The sequence below is a fragment of the Enterobacter cloacae complex sp. P47BA genome, assembly GCF_014930485.1.
Classification (GTDB): Bacteria; Pseudomonadota; Gammaproteobacteria; order Enterobacterales; family Enterobacteriaceae; genus Enterobacter; species Enterobacter bugandensis.
Window position 1 is genome coordinate 37,385 of the sequence record NZ_JADBRF010000017.1, and the last position, 17,078, is coordinate 54,462.

Consider the following 17,078-nt stretch of genomic DNA (forward strand, 5'->3'; position numbering starts at 1 on the left):
GGATTAAGCGAGTTGCCATTTGGACAATGGTGATTTCCTGGGAGGAAATCACCATGGATTAGCGGGAATTACTTACCAATACAGAAGCTCGAGAAAATCCTGCCCAACAGATCGTCCGACGTGAACTCCCCGGTGATCTCGCTCAGATTCTGCTGCGCCAGACGCAGTTCTTCCGCCAGCAGTTCACCCGCCCACGCACCAATCAGCTGCGCTTTACCCTGGTCAAGATGGCGTGCCGCCTCTTCCAGCGCCTGCAGGTGACGGCGACGCGCCAGGAAGCCGCCTTCCATGCTGGTGTCAAAGCCCATGCTCTGCTTGAGATGGTTACGCAGGGCTTCCACGCCTTCCCCTGTACGTGCCGAAAGGCGAATAAGTGAGTGACCATTCACATCGCTGATGCCCAGCGTTTCGCCGGTAACGTCCGCTTTGTTACGCACCACGGTGATAGGCAGCTTGGCCGGCAGACGGGCGATAAAGTCCGGCCAGATCTCCGCCGGGTCAACGGCGTCGGTCGTGGTGCCATCTACCATAAACAGCACTCGGTCGGCCTGCTCAATCTCCTGCCAGGCGCGTTCAATACCGATACGCTCGACTTCATCGCTGGCATCGCGCAGGCCCGCGGTATCGATAATGTGCAGCGGCATGCCGTCGATGTGGATGTGCTCGCGCAGCACGTCGCGGGTGGTACCGGCTATGTCGGTTACGATTGCCGCTTCACGGCCCGCCAGGGCGTTCAGCAGGCTCGATTTCCCGGCGTTAGGGCGACCAGCAATGACGACCTTCATCCCTTCACGCAGCAGGCTGCCCTGACGCGCTTCGGCGCGAACGGCGTCGAGATCGCTCATCACCTGGTTGAGCTGGGCTTCGATTTTACCGTCAGAGAGGAAATCGATCTCCTCGTCCGGGAAGTCGATAGCCGCTTCCACGTAGATGCGCAGGTGAGTAAGTGCTTCCACAAGGTGATTCACACGTGCGGAAAACGCGCCCTGCAGCGAGTTCAGGGCGGAGCGGGCCGCCTGTTCAGAGCTGGCGTCGATCAGGTCTGCAATCGCCTCGGCCTGTGCCAGGTCGAGTTTGTCGTTCAGGAAGGCACGCTCGGAGAATTCGCCCGGCTTCGCAATGCGCAGGCCCGGCAGGGTCAGAATACGTTTTAACAGCAGGTCGAGGATAACCGGGCCGCCGTGGCCTTGAAGTTCCAGCACGTCTTCGCCGGTAAAGGAGTTCGGGCCGGGGAACCACAGCGCAATGCCCTGGTCCAGCGCCGTGCCGTCGGCATCTTTAAACGGCAGGTAATCAGCGTAGCGCGGCTTTGGCAGTTTACCCAGCACCGCTTCGGCCACCTCGCGTGCCTTCAGGCCGGAGATGCGCAGAATGCCTACACCACCGCGTCCCGGTGGGGTTGCCTGGGCGACGATAGTGTCGTTATGGCTCATGGTTGGTCTCGTTCAATACAAATAAAAAAGGCGGTCAATCGACCGCCCTTATTTTAGCGTTATCTTACCGAATCAGGACTTTTTCTTTTCGCGGCTATGCAGGCCACGTTTTTCCAGACCACGGTAAATCAGCTGCTGCTGGATGATGGTCACCAGGTTGCTGACGATATAGTACAGCACCAGACCTGACGGGAACCACAGGAAGAACACGGTGAAGATGACCGGCATAAAGGTCATGATCTTCTGCTGCATCGGGTCGGTCACGGTGGTTGGCGACATCTTCTGGATGAAGAACATCGTCACGCCCATCAGGATCGGCAGGATGTAGTACGGGTCCTGTGCGGACAGGTCATGGATCCAAAGAGCGAACGGCGCGTGGCGCAGCTCAACGGAACCCATCAGCATGTAGTACAGCGCAAGGAAGATTGGCATCTGAATCAGCAGCGGGAAGCAACCACCCAGTGGGTTCACTTTCTCTGCCTTATACAGGGCCATCATTTCCTGGCTCTGACGCTGTTTATCATCGCCCAGACGCTCACGCATCGCCTGAATCTTCGGCTGCAGCATGCGCATCTTCGCCATGGAGGTGTACTGCGCTTTGGTCAGCGGGTACATGATGCCACGAACGATGAAGGTGATAACGATGATGGAGAAGCCCCAGTTACCCAGGAAGCTGTGGATGAACTTCAGCAGCTTAAACAGCGGCTGAGAGATGAACCACAACCAGCCGTAATCAACGGTCAGATCCAGGTGCGGCGCGACGGCAGCCATTTTGTCCTGGATTTCCGGGCCGACCCACAGGGTGCTTGCCAGCTTACCGGTTTGACCCGGCTGAACCAGAACAGGCTGTGATTTGTAGCCGATGGCTGCAATACCGTTGCCCAGGTTCGCGGTGTAGAAGTTATTCGTACCGTCGTTATTCGGGATCCACGCGGTCGCGAAATACTGCTGCAGCATTGCGACCCAACCGCCTTTGGAGCTGACGTTCAGGTTTTCGTTATCGGCAATGGTGTCGAATTTGTATTTCTCGTACTTCGCATCAGGCGTGGAGTACGCCGCGCCACGGAAGGTATGCAGCGCAAAGTTGCTGCTTCCGGTGTCACGGTGTGACGGCAGATTGATGGACTGCTTCAGCTGACCGAAGGTAGACAGTTCCAGCGGTTTCGCACCGGCGTTCTGTACGCTGTAGCCCACGTTCACCGCATACTCACCGCGTTTCAGGGTGAAGGTTTTGGTGAAGGTGTTGCCTGCCGCGTCGGTGTAGGTCATCGGGATAACGAGTTCGTTCTGGCCATCGGCCAGTACAAAGGTGTCGTTCTCGACGTTATACAGTGGACGCGCACCGTTAGCCGGATTGTCCGGGCCATCACGACCGGTCAGGCCGCTCTGCGCCTGATACAGGAACTCCGGTGTGGTTTCCAGTAACTGGAACGGTTCGTTAGACTTCAGCTCTTTCGGGTAGGTCAACAGCAGCGCCTGCTCAACATCACCACCACGGGTGTTGATAGTCAGCTCAAGCACATCGGTCTTAACCGTAATCTGTTTCCCCTGGCCACTGGCCGGTACGCCCTGGTCGGCGGCGCTACCCGCTGCGGTGGTCGTGGTCTGCGTGGTCTGCTGCTGGGGTTGAGGATTTTTATCCTGCTCCCATGCCTGCCAGATCATGAAAGACACGAACAACAAAGCGATGATAAGAAGATTGCGTTGCGAATCCATCGTTAGTGTTCTCTGGTATCAAAAGGTCCTGGGGGGACGGGGTCGTCTCCACCGGGGTGTAAAGGGTGGCATTTTAATACGCGTTTCACCGTCAACCAACTGCCTTTTATCACTCCAAACCTGCGCAATGCCTCAATTCCGTAGCTTGAGCATGTTGGTGTGAAACGGCAGTGCGGCCCGAGTAGCGGACTAATCAGGCGTTGATAGACCCGAATGAGGGCTATCAGGACCCGTGAGCCAGGCGACAGTGGCGGCGCCATAATTTTTCCAACGCTTCCGAGAGAGCACGGTTATCGAGGTCGGCAACCCCCTTTTTAGCCACCACCACGAAATCCATAGAAGGCAGTTCGTGCTGACGTAAACGGAAGCTTTCACGCGTCAGACGTTTAATCCGGTTGCGTTCATGCGCACGCTTAACGTTTTTCTTAGCGACTGTGAGACCGATGCGGGGATGCCCCAGCGAATTTTGGCGGCCGAGGATGGTGATTTGCGGCGTGCCAGCCCGTTGTGGCTGCTGGAAGACGAAAGTGAAATGAGTGGGAGTTAACAAACGTAACTCCCTGGGAAATGCTAGCTTAACCACTCAGGGGTTAGCTTTATTACTTGGAAACGGTCAGACGAGCGCGGCCTTTAGCACGACGACGTGCCAGAACCTGACGACCATTTTTAGTAGCCATACGAGCACGGAAGCCGTGAGAACGGTTGCGCTTCAGTACAGACGGTTGAAAAGTGCGTTTCATGGCGATTTCTACCTAAACTTGAAAAAATTCATGACTTTTGCGGATGCCCGACCGAGTTTCGAATGACGGACGCCGAAGCCGTGGGTGATTAAAGAGGCCGGATTGTAATAATTGTACACTCCGGAGTCAATTCTCTTTCCTTATTTCCCGCGTATTTCCGCACGATTTCGCGTGGAAAATGAGCAACGGACGACGCAGGAAGATGAGCATCACGCGCCGGGTCGAGGATTATACGGCCTCGCCAACAAAGCGCAAGGATCGTCCCGGATCTTCGTTAGATCATTTAAGCAATAAATTGTCGCTGCTCATTAAATTTTCCAATATGCGGGCTAAATCGCGGGGCACTCGCGCCAGGATCGTTTACACTTACCCCGTTTCGGATCTTCCTGTGGATAAATCGGGAAGAATCTGTGAGAAACAGAAGATCTCTGGCTCAGTTTACGCTATGATCCGCGGTCCCGATCGGGATCCCAGGATCCTGGTCAGGATAAATTGCAGATAGCAATTCGCACGTCCCCCTTTACACAGGGTCATGTCGATGTGCGCCAACAATCATGAATATTCAATAGTTTTCTTTTATTGTTCGAGTGGAGTCCGCCGTGTCACTTTCGCTTTGGCAGCAGTGTCTTGCCCGATTGCAGGATGAGTTACCAGCCACAGAATTCAGTATGTGGATCCGCCCGTTGCAGGCGGAGCTGAGCGATAACACGCTGGCTTTGTATGCGCCAAACCGTTTTGTGCTCGATTGGGTAAGAGACAAGTACCTCAATAACATCAATGGCCTGCTGAACGATTTTTGCGGGTCAGATGTCCCACAGCTGCGTTTTGAAGTGGGCACAAAGCCGGTCACCCAAACCGTTCGTGAAACCGTAAATGTAGCCGCGCCCGCTCAGGCTGTTCCGGCTCCGGCGCCTCGCGTTGCACCTGCTCGTCAGGGCTGGGATAACGTCCCTGCCCCCGCAGAGCCAACCTACCGCTCTAACGTTAACGTGAAACACACGTTCGATAACTTCGTTGAAGGTAAGTCCAACCAACTGGCGCGCGCGGCAGCCCGTCAGGTTGCCGATAACCCCGGCGGTGCTTACAACCCGCTGTTCCTGTATGGCGGCACGGGTCTCGGTAAAACCCACCTGCTGCATGCGGTGGGTAACGGCATTATGGCGCGCAAGCCCAACGCGAAAGTGGTGTATATGCACTCCGAGCGCTTCGTTCAGGACATGGTAAAAGCCCTGCAAAACAATGCAATCGAAGAGTTTAAACGCTACTACCGTTCCGTTGACGCGCTGCTGATCGATGACATCCAGTTCTTTGCCAATAAAGAACGATCGCAGGAAGAGTTTTTCCACACCTTCAACGCCCTGCTGGAAGGTAATCAGCAGATCATTTTGACCTCGGATCGTTATCCTAAAGAGATCAATGGCGTTGAAGATCGTCTGAAATCCCGCTTCGGCTGGGGCCTGACCGTGGCGATCGAGCCACCGGAGCTGGAAACCCGCGTCGCGATCCTGATGAAGAAAGCCGATGAGAACGACATCCGCCTGCCGGGTGAAGTGGCGTTCTTCATCGCCAAGCGCCTGCGCTCCAACGTGCGTGAGCTGGAAGGGGCGCTGAACCGCGTTATTGCCAATGCCAACTTCACCGGTCGTGCGATCACCATCGATTTTGTGCGTGAAGCACTGCGCGATTTATTGGCATTGCAGGAAAAACTGGTCACCATCGACAATATTCAAAAGACGGTGGCTGAGTACTACAAGATCAAAGTGGCAGATTTACTGTCTAAACGTCGTTCCCGCTCGGTGGCGCGTCCGCGTCAGATGGCGATGGCGCTGGCAAAGGAGTTAACCAACCACAGTCTGCCGGAAATCGGCGATGCGTTTGGTGGCCGTGACCATACGACCGTGCTGCACGCTTGTCGCAAGATTGAGCAGTTACGCGAAGAAAGCCACGACATAAAAGAAGATTTTTCCAATCTAATCAGAACATTATCATCGTGACGCTATGAAATTTACCGTTGAACGTGAACATTTATTAAAACCGCTGCAACAGGTGAGTGGCCCATTAGGCGGCCGCCCAACGCTGCCTATTCTCGGAAACCTGCTGCTTCAGGTCGCGGACGGTACGCTGTCGCTGACCGGTACAGATCTGGAAATGGAAATGATCGCGCGCGTTACGTTGACGCAGCCGCACGACGCGGGCGCGACCACGGTTCCGGCACGTAAATTCTTTGATATTTGCCGCGGGTTGCCGGAAGGCGCTGAAATCGCCGTGCAGCTGGAGGGCGACCGCATGCTGGTGCGCTCTGGCCGCAGCCGTTTCTCCCTTTCCACGCTACCCGCTGCGGACTTCCCGAACCTGGACGACTGGCAGAGTGAAGTTGAATTCACTCTTCCGCAGGCGACGATGAAGCGTCTGATTGAAGCCACGCAGTTCTCCATGGCGCATCAGGATGTTCGTTACTACTTAAACGGCATGCTGTTCGAAACCGAAGGTGAAGAGCTGCGTACCGTGGCCACAGACGGCCACCGTCTGGCGGTCTGTTCCATGCCGATTGGCGACTCGCTGCCGAACCATTCGGTGATCGTGCCGCGTAAAGGCGTGATTGAACTGATGCGTATGCTCGACGGCGGTGACACGCCGCTGCGGGTGCAGATTGGCAGCAATAATATCCGTGCCCACGTGGGCGATTTTGTCTTCACTTCGAAGCTGGTTGATGGCCGTTTCCCGGATTATCGCCGCGTATTGCCGAAGAACCCGGACAAAACGCTGGAAGCGGGCTGCGATAGCCTCAAGCAGGCGTTTGCCCGCGCGGCCATTCTCTCGAACGAGAAATTCCGCGGCGTACGCCTGTACGTGAGTGAAAACCAGATCAAAATCACCGCCAACAACCCGGAGCAGGAAGAGGCAGAAGAGATTCTGGACGTCACCTACGCCGGGGCTGAGATGGAAATCGGCTTCAACGTCAGCTACGTGCTGGATGTGCTCAATGCACTGAAATGCGAGAATGTGCGCATTCTGCTGACCGACTCCGTTTCGAGCGTACAGATTGAAGATGCGGCCAGCCAAAGCGCGGCTTATGTTGTCATGCCAATGAGACTGTAATGTCGCTCACCCGTCTGTTGATCCGCGACTTTCGCAATATCGAAAGCGCGGATCTCGCTTTATCCCCCGGCTTTAACTTCCTGGTTGGCGCGAACGGCAGCGGCAAAACCAGCGTGCTGGAAGCCATCTATACGCTCGGCCATGGCCGGGCGTTTCGCAGTTTGCAGATTGGTCGCGTCATTCGCCACGAGCAGGAATCCTTTGTTCTGCACGGGCGTTTGCAGGGCGCAGAGCGGGAAACCGCCATCGGCCTGACCAAAGACAAGCTGGGCGACAGCAAGGTGCGCATCGACGGCACCGACGGCCACAAGGTGGCGGAGCTGGCGTTGCTGATGCCAATGCAGCTGATTACGCCCGAGGGGTTTACTTTACTCAACGGCGGCCCCAAATACAGAAGAGCGTTCCTCGACTGGGGATGCTTTCACAATGAAGCCGGTTTCTTTAACGCCTGGAGCAACCTGAAGCGTTTGCTTAAACAGCGTAACGCCGCGTTGCGCCAGGTCACGCGCTACGCCCAGCTGCGTCCGTGGGACATGGAACTCATCCCTCTTGCGGAACAGATCAGCCGCTGGCGTGCCGAATACAGCGCGGGTATCGCCGAAGATATGGCCGACACTTGCAAACAGTTTTTACCCGAGTTCTCTCTCACCTTCTCCTTCCAGCGTGGCTGGGAGAAAGAGACGGATTATGCCGAGGTGTTAGAGAGAAGCTTCGAGCGCGATCGGATGTTGACCTACACCGCGCACGGCCCGCACAAGGCGGATTTCCGCATTCGTGCCGACGGTGCGCCGGTGGAAGACACGCTGTCGCGCGGGCAGCTCAAGCTCCTGATGTGCGCGCTACGCCTGGCGCAGGGGGAGTTCCTCACCCGCGAGAGCGGACGACGCTGCCTGTACCTGATAGATGATTTTGCCTCGGAACTTGACGACGCGCGGCGCGGGCTGCTTGCCAGCCGCTTAAAAGCCACGCAGTCGCAGGTTTTCGTCAGCGCCATTAGCGCTGAACACGTTATGGACATGTCGGACGAAAATTCGAAGATGTTTACCGTGGAAAAGGGTAAAATAACGGATTAACCCAAGTTGAAATGAGCGAGAAACGTTGATGTCGAATTCTTATGACTCCTCCAGTATCAAAGTCCTGAAAGGGCTGGATGCGGTGCGTAAGCGCCCGGGTATGTATATCGGCGACACGGATGACGGCACCGGTCTGCACCACATGGTATTCGAGGTGGTAGATAACGCTATCGACGAAGCGCTCGCGGGTCACTGTAAAGACATCGTGGTCACCATCCATGCGGACAACTCCGTCTCCGTTACCGATGACGGCCGTGGCATTCCAACCGGTATTCACCCGGAAGAGGGCGTATCGGCTGCGGAAGTGATCATGACCGTACTGCACGCAGGCGGTAAGTTCGACGATAACTCCTATAAGGTTTCCGGCGGCCTGCACGGCGTAGGCGTTTCCGTAGTAAACGCCCTGTCGCAAAAGCTGGAGCTGGTTATTCAGCGCGAAGGCAAAATTCACCGTCAGATCTATCAGCACGGCGTGCCTGAAGCCCCGCTGGCCGTTACCGGTGATACCGATAAAACCGGTACCATGGTGCGTTTCTGGCCGAGCCTTGAAACCTTCACCAACGTCACCGAGTTCGAGTACGACATCCTGGCGAAGCGCCTGCGTGAACTGTCGTTCCTGAACTCCGGCGTCTCTATTCGCCTGCGCGACAAACGCGACAATAAAGAAGACCACTTCCACTACGAAGGCGGTATCAAGGCGTTTGTTGAGTATCTGAACAAGAACAAAACGCCAATTCACCCGAATATCTTCTATTTCTCCACCGAAAAAGACGGTATCGGCGTGGAAGTGGCGCTGCAGTGGAACGACGGTTTCCAGGAAAACATCTACTGCTTCACCAACAACATTCCGCAGCGCGACGGCGGTACTCACCTTGCGGGCTTCCGCGCGGCGATGACCCGTACCCTGAACGCCTACATGGACAAAGAAGGCTACAGCAAAAAAGCGAAAGTCAGCGCCACCGGTGACGATGCCCGTGAAGGCCTGATTGCCGTGGTTTCCGTGAAGGTGCCGGATCCGAAGTTCTCCTCACAGACCAAAGACAAGCTGGTTTCTTCTGAGGTGAAATCGGCGGTTGAGCAGCAGATGAACGAACTGCTGAGCGAATACCTGCTGGAAAACCCGAACGACGCGAAAATCGTGGTGGGCAAAATTATCGATGCGGCACGTGCCCGTGAAGCGGCGCGTAAAGCCCGTGAAATGACCCGTCGTAAAGGCGCGCTGGACCTGGCAGGCCTGCCGGGCAAGCTGGCTGACTGTCAGGAACGTGACCCGGCGCTGTCCGAACTGTACCTCGTGGAAGGGGACTCCGCGGGCGGTTCTGCGAAGCAGGGCCGTAACCGTAAGAACCAGGCGATCCTGCCGCTGAAGGGTAAAATCCTCAACGTTGAGAAAGCGCGCTTCGACAAGATGCTCTCTTCTCAGGAAGTGGCGACGCTCATCACCGCGCTCGGCTGCGGCATTGGCCGCGACGAGTACAACCCGGACAAGCTGCGCTATCACAGCATCATCATCATGACCGATGCGGACGTCGACGGCTCGCACATCCGTACGCTGCTGTTGACCTTCTTCTATCGTCAGATGCCTGAAATCGTTGAGCGCGGCCACGTCTACATTGCGCAGCCGCCGCTGTACAAGGTGAAGAAAGGCAAGCAGGAACAGTACATTAAAGATGACGATGCGATGGATCAGTACCAAATCGCGATCGCCCTTGATGGCGCGACCCTGCACGCGAACTCCAGCGCGCCGGCACTGGCAGGCGAGCCGCTGGAGCGTCTGGTCTCCGAGTTCAACGCCACGCAGAAAATGATTGGCCGTATGGAACGCCGCTATCCAAAAGCGCTGCTGAAGGAGCTGGTCTATCAGCCAACCCTGACCGAAGCCGATCTGAGCAACGAGCAGGCCGTGACCCGCTGGGTGAATACCCTGGTGAGCGAGCTGAACGAGAAAGAGCAGCACGGCAGCCAGTGGAAGTTCGACGTTCAACAGAATGCGGCACAGCAGTTTGAGCCGATTGTTCGCGTGCGTACTCACGGCGTCGACACCGACTACCCGCTGGAGCACGAATTCGTGACTGGCCCGGAATACCGCCGCATCTGCACCCTCGGCGAGAAGCTGCGCGGCCTGATCGAAGACGATGCCTTCATCGAACGTGGCGAGCGTCGTCAGCCGGTAGCAAGCTTCGAGCAGGCGCTGGACTGGCTGGTGAAAGAATCCCGTCGTGGTCTGTCTATCCAGCGTTATAAAGGTCTGGGCGAAATGAACCCGGATCAGCTGTGGGAAACCACCATGGATCCGGAAAGCCGTCGCATGCTGCGCGTCACCGTTAAAGACGCGATTGCAGCGGATCAGCTGTTCACCACCCTGATGGGCGATGCGGTAGAACCACGTCGTGCGTTCATTGAAGAGAACGCGCTAAAAGCGGCGAATATCGATATTTAACAGTCGCTATCCCGCATGAAAACTGGCCGCGCTTTTAGCGCGGCTTTTTTATGGGCGCAGGAATGTCCAGCGACATCGCCGCCGGTAAACGGCTCGCCAGCGCATCTATGGCCATTCTTACCCTCAGGGGCAGGTACGGCGTCTGTTGCCAGACGGCATGGACGTCAAAATGGACATCCGGCGCCTGCTTAAAGAGCGGGACAAGCTTTCCCTGATGAATTTCTTTGATGGCCATCCAGCAGGGGAGCCAGGCAATGCCGTGCCCGGTCACCGCCGCGTCGCAGATGGCCTGCAAATCATCCATATTGAGTGATGACCGCGGCGTAAACGTGCGCGGCGTTCCGTCGCTGTCCATAAGCTGCCAGGATAGCACGCGGCCTGCGCGCAGATAGTTAATGGCCGCGTGCCGGGATAAATCATCCACAGCGTCTGGATGACCTCTTTTTTGCAGATAGTCGGGCGAGGCGCACAGGACCATGCGGTGTTCTCCCAGCTTTCTGGCTACCAGCACGCTGCTGTCCTGCAGCGTGCCGTTACGTACCGCCATATCGAAGCCTTCCTCGACCAGATCCACCACGCGGTCGCTGAACGACATTTCAAGCTCAAGCCCAGGGTGTTCCTGCGCCAGTTCAATCAGCAGCGGCGCGACGCACTGGCGTCCAAACAGCACCGGCATGGCAACACGAAGCCGACCGTTGATCTGATGTTTCCCCGTTTCCAGCAGGGATTCCGCGCTCCTGATCTCCTCCAGCGCGCGCAGGCAGCGCTCGTAGAACAGGGCGCCGTTATCGGTGAGCCGCTGGCTGCGGGTGGTGCGCTGAAACAGCCGCACTCCCAGACGTTCCTCAAGTCGAGCAATGCTTTTACCCACCGCAGAGCGCGACAGGTGCAGGCGAACTGCGGCCTGCGCAAAGCTTCCTGCCTCCACGGCAGCGACAAAAACAGGAATATCTTTCAGCGTATCGGTCACGGTTTGTATCCATTCAGGCGTCAATGAAGAGAAAACTTATCGCCACTGGTGACGAGGAGTCAACGGTAGACTGTCATTACTGAAGCTTATCTGATGGCAGGAGGAAAAAATGACAGAGACAATGCAGCGCTGGTCAATGAACGCCCTCGGGCGCGAGAATCTCAAACTCATTCATGAATCGGTTTCACAGCCAGGCCCCGGTGAGGTTCGCGTGCGGGTAAATGCCGTTGCGCTCAACTACCGGGATAAAATGGTTATCGAAGGCACGATGCCGATTCCGCTTTCCTTCCCGTTCACCCCGGCGTCTGACATGGCGGGCGTGGTGGAAAGCGTAGGTGAAGGTGTCACGCGTTTCAAACCCGGCGCTCGCGTCATTTCAACCTTCTTCCCGGAGTGGATCGACGGCAAGCCGCAGGCAGACGCGCGTGATTTGCCCTACAAAACGTCCGGCGGCTATTTCCAGGGCATGCTGGCCGAATATGTGGTTGTAAATGAAAACGCGCTGGTAGCCTCTCCGGAAACTCTGAATGACGCAGAGGCCAGCACGTTACCCTGCGCAGGGCTTACCGCCTGGTTCGCGCTGGTGGAGCGGGGTCAGATCCGCGCCGGGCAATCGGTGCTGGTACAGGGGACGGGCGGCGTGGCGATTTTCGCCCTGCAAATTGCAAAAGCGCACGGCGCAGAGGTTATTGTCACGTCCGGGAGCGATGAAAAGCTGGCGCTCGCCAAAAAACTGGGTGCCAGCCAGGGCGTTAACCGCCTGAAGAGTGACTGGGCTGAAGAGGCATTGGCGCTGACTCAGGATCGCGGCATCGACCATATTATCGAAACCGTAGGTGGGGAAAACCTGAAGCATTCCCTGCGTGCCGTTGCCGTTCATGGGCGTATCTCCGTCATTGGCGTGCTGGCCGGGACTGATATTTCGCTGCCTGCTGGTGAGCTGCTGCTGAAATCCCCCGTCATTCAGGGGATTGGCGTGGGACACCGCCGGGCGCTGGAGGATTTCGTCCGTGCTGTTGACGTCACGGGACTGAAGCCGGTGATTGAGCATCGCTACCGTTTTAACGAGCTTGAACAGGCCCTTGAACATCTGGATCGCGGCGCATTCGGTAAAATTGTTCTCACCCGCGAGTAAGTCGTCGTTCCCCGGGTTAAGCGTAAAAGGGGTGTTTCTGTTGCGCAATGTAGCTCTATTTTTGTGTGCTTAATCGCGTTAGCATGAGGTAGCACTCATTTATCCCGGGGAACTCATGGCTATCAAACTCATTGCAATCGATATGGACGGCACGCTGCTGCTGCCAGACCACACTATCTCTCCTGCCGTTAAAAACGCGATCGCCGCCGCACGTGCGAAGGGCGTGAATGTGGTTCTGACCACGGGGCGTCCGTATGCGGGCGTACACAGCTACCTGAAAGAGCTGCACATGAATCAGCCGGGCGATTACTGCATCACCTATAACGGCGCGCTGGTGCAGAAAGCCGCAGACGGCAGCACGGTTGCGCAAACTGCGCTGAGCTATGATGACTACCTGTTCCTCGAAAAACTGTCCCGTGAAGTGGGCTCCCACTTCCACGCGCTCGATCGCAATACGCTCTACACCGCCAACCGTGATATCAGCTACTACACGGTGCATGAATCCTACGTTGCGACCATTCCGCTGGTGTTCTGTGAAGCCGAGAAAATGGATCCGGCGACGCAGTTCCTGAAGGTGATGATGATCGACGAGCCGGAGATCCTGGATAAAGCCATCGCGCGCATTCCGGCGGAGGTAAAAGAGAAGTACACCGTGCTGAAAAGCGCGCCGTACTTCCTCGAAATCCTCGATAAACGCGTCAATAAGGGCACCGGCGTGAAATCACTTGCTGATGCGTTAGGGATTAAGCAGGAAGAAATCATGGCGCTCGGCGACCAGGAAAACGACATCGCGATGATTGAATTCGCGGGCGTTGGCGTGGCAATGGATAACGCCATTCCTTCGGTGAAAGAGGTGGCTGATTTCGTCACCAAATCTAACCTGGAAGACGGCGTTGCCTACGCGATCGAGAAGTTTGTGCTGCAGTAACGCTTATTTACAATCATCAGCCCCGGTTATCAACCGGGGCTTTTTTTTGCCCTGAATTTATCGAATTGTTCTTTTTGTGATCTTGATTGTAGTACAACATTAACTGATTGTACTACATTGTTACCACGGAAAAGACGAATGGCCTCACGTTTGTACTGCAAAAGTGAGGCGAAATTCAGCGGTCGCGGTAAAGTAGTGATGGACATACAGAGCACAAGGACTCTCCATGACTCTCAATAAAACCGATCGCATCGTTATTACGCTGGGCACCCAGATTGTGGGCGGTAAATACGTTCCCGGTTCGCCGCTCCCTGCAGAGGCTGAACTGTGCGAGGAGTTTGAAACCTCGCGCAACATCATCCGGGAAGTGTTCCGCTCGCTGATGGCGAAGCGGCTGATTGAAATGAAGCGCTATCGCGGCGCGTTTGTTGCTCCGCGCAACCAGTGGAACTACCTCGATACCGACGTGCTGCAGTGGGTGCTGGAAAACGACTACGACCCGCGGCTTATCGGCGCGATGAGTGAAGTTCGAAACCTGGTGGAGCCGGCAATTGCGCGCTGGGCGGCGGAACGCGCGACCTCCGGTGATTTGGCCCAGATTGAATCGGCTTTAAACGACATGATCGCCAATAACCAGAACCGGGAGGCGTTCAACGAGGCGGACATTCGCTACCACGAAGCGGTGCTGCAGTCGGTGCATAACCCGGTATTACAGCAGCTTAGCGTGGCGATCAGCTCGCTACAGCGAGCGGTATTTGAACGTACCTGGATGGGTGATGAGGCCAACATGCCAAAAACGCTCCAGGAACATAAAGCGCTGTTCGATGCGATACGGCATCAGGACGGCGATGCGGCAGAGCAGGCGGCACTTACCATGATTGCCAGCTCGACACGAAGGCTGAAGGAAATCACATGACATCTCGCTACATCGCAATTGACTGGGGATCGACCAATCTGCGCGCCTGGCTTTATCAGGGCGAGCAGTGCCTGGAGAGCAGGCAATCAGAAGCAGGCGTGACGCGCCTGAACGGTAAATCCCCCGAGGCGGTGTTAGCAGAGGTCACACAAAACTGGCGCGACAGCGCCACGCCAGTGGTAATGGCGGGAATGGTGGGCAGTAACGTAGGCTGGAAAATTGCACCTTATCTGCCGGTTCCCGTCCATTTCTCCGCTATTGGCGAGCAGTTAACGTCCGTTGGCGACAATATTTGGATTATTCCCGGTTTGAGCGTCTCTCGCGACGATAACCACAACGTGATGCGCGGCGAAGAGACGCAGCTGCTTGGCGCGCGCTCTCTCTCTCCTTCTTCTGTCTACGTCATGCCCGGCACGCACTGTAAGTGGGTCCAGGCTGACGCTGAGCAAATCCACGATTTTCGCACCGTAATGACCGGCGAGCTGCACCATTTGCTGCTCAACCATTCGCTGGTCGGGGCCGGTTTACCTGAGCAGGAATCCTCGTCAGAGGCGTTTTCCGCCGGGCTTGAACGTGGGATCGCCTCCCCTGATGTGTTGCCGCAGCTTTTTGAGGTTCGCGCCTCGCACGTGCTGGGACTTCTCCCGCGCGAGCAGGTCAGCGAGTTTCTCTCCGGCCTGCTGATTGGCGCAGAGGTCGCCAGCATGCGTGAGTTCATCGCGCACGAGCAGGCCATTACGATTGTCGCAGGCGCATCGCTAATGTCGCGCTACGAACAGGCATTTCGCGCCGTTGGGCGTGATGTTTCGACGGTATCCGGCGACACGGCATTTCAGGCAGGAATAAGGAGCATCGCTCATGCAGTGGCAAACTGATCTTCCCCTTATCGCGATTTTGCGCGGCATCACGCCCGATGAGGCGTTAGACCACGTCGGCGCGGTTATCGACGCCGGATTCGACGCGGTAGAAATCCCGCTCAACTCGCCCGACTGGGAAAAAAGCATTCCGGCCGTGGTCGAGGTTTTCGGCGATAAGGCGCTGATTGGCGCAGGCACCGTGTTACAGCCTGAGCAGGTCGATCGGCTGGCAAAGATGGGCTGCAGGCTTATCGTCACGCCCAATATTCAGCCTGAGGTGATCCGCCGCGCGGTGGGTTACGGCATGACGGTCTGCCCGGGCTGCGCCACCGCCACGGAAGCCTTTACTGCCCTTGATGCGGGCGCGCAGTCGCTCAAAATTTTCCCGTCATCGGCTTTTGGACCGGACTACATCAAGGCGTTGAAAGCGGTATTGCCCGCCAGCGTGCCGGTCTTTGCCGTGGGCGGCGTAACGCCAGAAAACCTGGGCCAGTGGATGAGCGCTGGCTGTGTGGGCGCAGGGTTGGGTAGCGATCTTTATCGTGCTGGACAGTCCGTGGAACGTACCGCACAGCAGGCGGCAGCATTTGTGAAAGCGTATCGAGAGGCAGTGAAATGAAAATAACCAAACTCACCACGTACCGTTTACCCCCGCGCTGGATGTTCCTGAAAATCGAAACCGATGAAGGGGTTGTAGGCTGGGGCGAACCGGTGATTGAAGGGCGCGCGCGCACCGTTGAAGCGGCAGTACACGAGCTGGGCGAATACCTGATTGGTCAGGATCCGGCGCGCATTAACGACCTGTGGCAGGTGATGTACCGCGCGGGATTTTACCGTGGCGGTCCGATCCTGATGAGCGCCATCGCCGGTATCGACCAGGCGCTGTGGGATATCAAGGGCAAAGTGCTGAATGCCCCGGTCTGGCAATTAATGGGCGGCCTGGTGCGTGACAAAATCAAAGCCTACAGCTGGGTGGGCGGCGACCGCCCTGCGGAAGTGATCGACGGCATCACGCAGTTGCGCAATATCGGCTTTGACACCTTCAAGCTCAACGGCTGCGAAGAGATGGGCGTTATCGACAATTCGCGTGCGGTAGACCGGGCGGTCAATACCGTGGCGCAAATTCGTGAAGCCTTCGGCAACGAGATTGAGTTTGGCCTGGATTTCCACGGCCGCGTCAGCGCACCGATGGCCAAAGTGCTGATTAAAGAGCTTGAGCCGTATCGCCCGCTGTTTATCGAAGAGCCGGTGCTGGCCGAGCAGGCGGAGTACTATCCGAAGTTAGCTGAACAGACCCACATTCCTATCGCGGCGGGTGAACGTATGTTCTCGCGCTTCGAGTTTAAACGCGTACTTGAAGCGGGCGGCATAGCGATCCTACAGCCGGACCTTTCTCATGCGGGCGGCATCACCGAATGCTACAAAATTGCCGGGATGGCAGAAGCTTACGATGTGGCGCTGGCGCCGCACTGCCCGCTCGGCCCAATCGCGCTGGCGGCCTGCCTGCACGTCGACTTCGTCTCCCGCAATGCGGTGTTCCAGGAACAGAGCATGGGGATTCACTATAACAAGGGCGCGGAACTGCTCGATTTTGTGAAAAATAAAGAAGACTTCTGCATGGAAGGCGGTTTCTTTAAACCGCTTACGAAGCCGGGCCTTGGCGTGGAAATTGACGAAGCTAAAGTCATTGAGCTGAGTAAGAATGCGCCGGACTGGCGAAACCCGCTGTGGCGTCATGAGGACGGCAGCGTAGCGGAATGGTAATCGCCAT

The 17,078-nt window shown here is 56.6% G+C and carries 16 protein-coding genes; 10 read left to right on the forward strand and 6 right to left on the reverse strand.

The genetic code is table 11. From position 1 onward, the window contains the following. Positions 1-68 precede the first annotated feature (68 nt). The 5 genes from mnmE to rpmH all read right to left on the reverse strand — a co-directional run bounded on the left by mnmE (position 69) and on the right by rpmH (position 3,889). On the reverse strand, positions 69-1,433 hold the full coding sequence (gene mnmE, locus IM299_RS17005; protein ID WP_047363221.1) for a tRNA uridine-5-carboxymethylaminomethyl(34) synthesis GTPase MnmE: 1,365 nt from the start codon (positions 1,431-1,433) through the stop codon (positions 69-71). 72 nt (positions 1,434-1,505) lie between these two features. Further along, positions 1,506-3,149: a membrane protein insertase YidC gene (gene yidC / locus IM299_RS17010; protein WP_028014931.1), complete on the reverse strand. Its 1,644-nt coding sequence runs from the start codon at positions 3,147-3,149 to the stop codon at positions 1,506-1,508. A gap of 2 nt (positions 3,150-3,151) precedes the next feature. After that, positions 3,152-3,409: a membrane protein insertion efficiency factor YidD gene (gene yidD, locus IM299_RS17015; protein WP_001307474.1), complete on the reverse strand. Its 258-nt coding sequence runs from the start codon at positions 3,407-3,409 to the stop codon at positions 3,152-3,154. Then, the gene (gene rnpA / locus IM299_RS17020; protein ID WP_014072458.1) at positions 3,373-3,732 is read right to left on the reverse strand and encodes a ribonuclease P protein component; all 360 of its coding nucleotides are present in this window, start codon (positions 3,730-3,732) and stop codon (positions 3,373-3,375) included. The genes yidD and rnpA overlap by 37 nt, the downstream gene beginning before the upstream one ends. Before the next feature lie 16 nt (positions 3,733-3,748). After that, on the reverse strand, positions 3,749-3,889 hold the full coding sequence (gene rpmH, locus IM299_RS17025; protein ID WP_000831330.1) for a 50S ribosomal protein L34: 141 nt from the start codon (positions 3,887-3,889) through the stop codon (positions 3,749-3,751). Positions 3,890-4,488: 599 nt separating this feature from the next. On the opposite strand from rpmH, the gene dnaA reads away from it, so the two are divergent. The 4 genes from dnaA to gyrB are packed head-to-tail and all read left to right on the forward strand — an operon-like array spanning position 4,489 to position 10,501. Beyond that, positions 4,489-5,883: a chromosomal replication initiator protein DnaA gene (dnaA, locus tag IM299_RS17030; protein ID WP_032644944.1), complete on the forward strand. Its 1,395-nt coding sequence runs from the start codon at positions 4,489-4,491 to the stop codon at positions 5,881-5,883. A gap of 4 nt (positions 5,884-5,887) precedes the next feature. Then, positions 5,888-6,988 (forward strand): DNA polymerase III subunit beta, encoded by a 1,101-nt coding sequence (gene dnaN, locus IM299_RS17035; protein ID WP_008500170.1) that lies wholly within the window; start codon positions 5,888-5,890, stop codon positions 6,986-6,988. After that, the gene (gene recF, locus IM299_RS17040) at positions 6,988-8,061 is read left to right on the forward strand and encodes a DNA replication/repair protein RecF (RefSeq protein ID WP_041911734.1); all 1,074 of its coding nucleotides are present in this window, start codon (positions 6,988-6,990) and stop codon (positions 8,059-8,061) included. The genes dnaN and recF overlap by 1 nt, the downstream gene beginning before the upstream one ends. A 28-nt stretch (positions 8,062-8,089) precedes the next feature. Further along, positions 8,090-10,501, forward strand: coding sequence for a DNA topoisomerase (ATP-hydrolyzing) subunit B (gyrB, locus tag IM299_RS17045; RefSeq protein ID WP_028014934.1), 2,412 nt, complete (start codon positions 8,090-8,092; stop codon positions 10,499-10,501). A 34-nt stretch (positions 10,502-10,535) separates the two neighbouring features. Here the strand turns inward: gyrB and IM299_RS17050 are convergent, their stop codons facing one another. Beyond that, positions 10,536-11,471: a LysR family transcriptional regulator gene (locus IM299_RS17050; protein ID WP_045630889.1), complete on the reverse strand. Its 936-nt coding sequence runs from the start codon at positions 11,469-11,471 to the stop codon at positions 10,536-10,538. A 109-nt stretch (positions 11,472-11,580) separates the two neighbouring features. Here IM299_RS17050 and IM299_RS17055 point away from each other — a divergent pair, with 109 nt between their 5' ends. From IM299_RS17055 to dgoD, 6 genes are all read left to right on the forward strand, one after another. Continuing rightward, on the forward strand, positions 11,581-12,606 hold the full coding sequence (locus IM299_RS17055) for an NAD(P)-dependent alcohol dehydrogenase (RefSeq protein WP_193357844.1): 1,026 nt from the start codon (positions 11,581-11,583) through the stop codon (positions 12,604-12,606). 115 nt (positions 12,607-12,721) lie between these two features. After that, positions 12,722-13,534 (forward strand): sugar-phosphatase, encoded by an 813-nt coding sequence (gene yidA, locus IM299_RS17060; RefSeq protein ID WP_047363227.1) that lies wholly within the window; start codon positions 12,722-12,724, stop codon positions 13,532-13,534. A 226-nt stretch (positions 13,535-13,760) separates the two neighbouring features. Next, on the forward strand, positions 13,761-14,450 hold the full coding sequence (gene dgoR / locus IM299_RS17065) for a D-galactonate utilization transcriptional regulator DgoR (protein ID WP_003861109.1): 690 nt from the start codon (positions 13,761-13,763) through the stop codon (positions 14,448-14,450). Then, entirely contained in the window at positions 14,447-15,325 is an 879-nt protein-coding gene (locus IM299_RS17070) for a 2-dehydro-3-deoxygalactonokinase (protein ID WP_193357845.1), read from the forward strand. Before dgoR ends, IM299_RS17070 begins: the two co-directional genes overlap by 4 nt. Further along, positions 15,309-15,926, forward strand: coding sequence for a 2-dehydro-3-deoxy-6-phosphogalactonate aldolase (locus tag IM299_RS17075; protein ID WP_041911729.1), 618 nt, complete (start codon positions 15,309-15,311; stop codon positions 15,924-15,926). The genes IM299_RS17070 and IM299_RS17075 overlap by 17 nt, the downstream gene beginning before the upstream one ends. After that, positions 15,923-17,071, forward strand: a complete 1,149-nt coding sequence (dgoD, locus tag IM299_RS17080; protein ID WP_028014940.1) for a galactonate dehydratase — start codon at positions 15,923-15,925, stop codon at positions 17,069-17,071. The genes IM299_RS17075 and dgoD overlap by 4 nt, the downstream gene beginning before the upstream one ends. Positions 17,072-17,078: the final 7 nt, after the last annotated feature.

What these genes read in the sequence shown, in the direction of transcription:
- mnmE (WP_047363221.1), bottom strand. Translation starts at nt 1,433, where the DNA reads ATGAGCCATAACGACACTATCGTCGCCCAGGCAACCCCACCGGGACGC.
- yidC (WP_028014931.1), bottom strand. Translation starts at nt 3,149, where the DNA reads ATGGATTCGCAACGCAATCTTCTTATCATCGCTTTGTTGTTCGTGTCT.
- yidD (WP_001307474.1), bottom strand. Translation starts at nt 3,409, where the DNA reads ATGGCGCCGCCACTGTCGCCTGGCTCACGGGTCCTGATAGCCCTCATT.
- rpmH (WP_000831330.1), bottom strand. Translation starts at nt 3,889, where the DNA reads ATGAAACGCACTTTTCAACCGTCTGTACTGAAGCGCAACCGTTCTCAC.
- dnaN (WP_008500170.1), top strand. Translation starts at nt 5,888, where the DNA reads ATGAAATTTACCGTTGAACGTGAACATTTATTAAAACCGCTGCAACAG.
- recF (WP_041911734.1), top strand. Translation starts at nt 6,988, where the DNA reads ATGTCGCTCACCCGTCTGTTGATCCGCGACTTTCGCAATATCGAAAGC.
- gyrB (WP_028014934.1), top strand. Translation starts at nt 8,090, where the DNA reads ATGTCGAATTCTTATGACTCCTCCAGTATCAAAGTCCTGAAAGGGCTG.
- IM299_RS17055 (WP_193357844.1), top strand. Translation starts at nt 11,581, where the DNA reads ATGACAGAGACAATGCAGCGCTGGTCAATGAACGCCCTCGGGCGCGAG.
- yidA (WP_047363227.1), top strand. Translation starts at nt 12,722, where the DNA reads ATGGCTATCAAACTCATTGCAATCGATATGGACGGCACGCTGCTGCTG.
- dgoR (WP_003861109.1), top strand. Translation starts at nt 13,761, where the DNA reads ATGACTCTCAATAAAACCGATCGCATCGTTATTACGCTGGGCACCCAG.
- IM299_RS17070 (WP_193357845.1), top strand. Translation starts at nt 14,447, where the DNA reads ATGACATCTCGCTACATCGCAATTGACTGGGGATCGACCAATCTGCGC.
- IM299_RS17075 (WP_041911729.1), top strand. Translation starts at nt 15,309, where the DNA reads ATGCAGTGGCAAACTGATCTTCCCCTTATCGCGATTTTGCGCGGCATC.
- dgoD (WP_028014940.1), top strand. Translation starts at nt 15,923, where the DNA reads ATGAAAATAACCAAACTCACCACGTACCGTTTACCCCCGCGCTGGATG.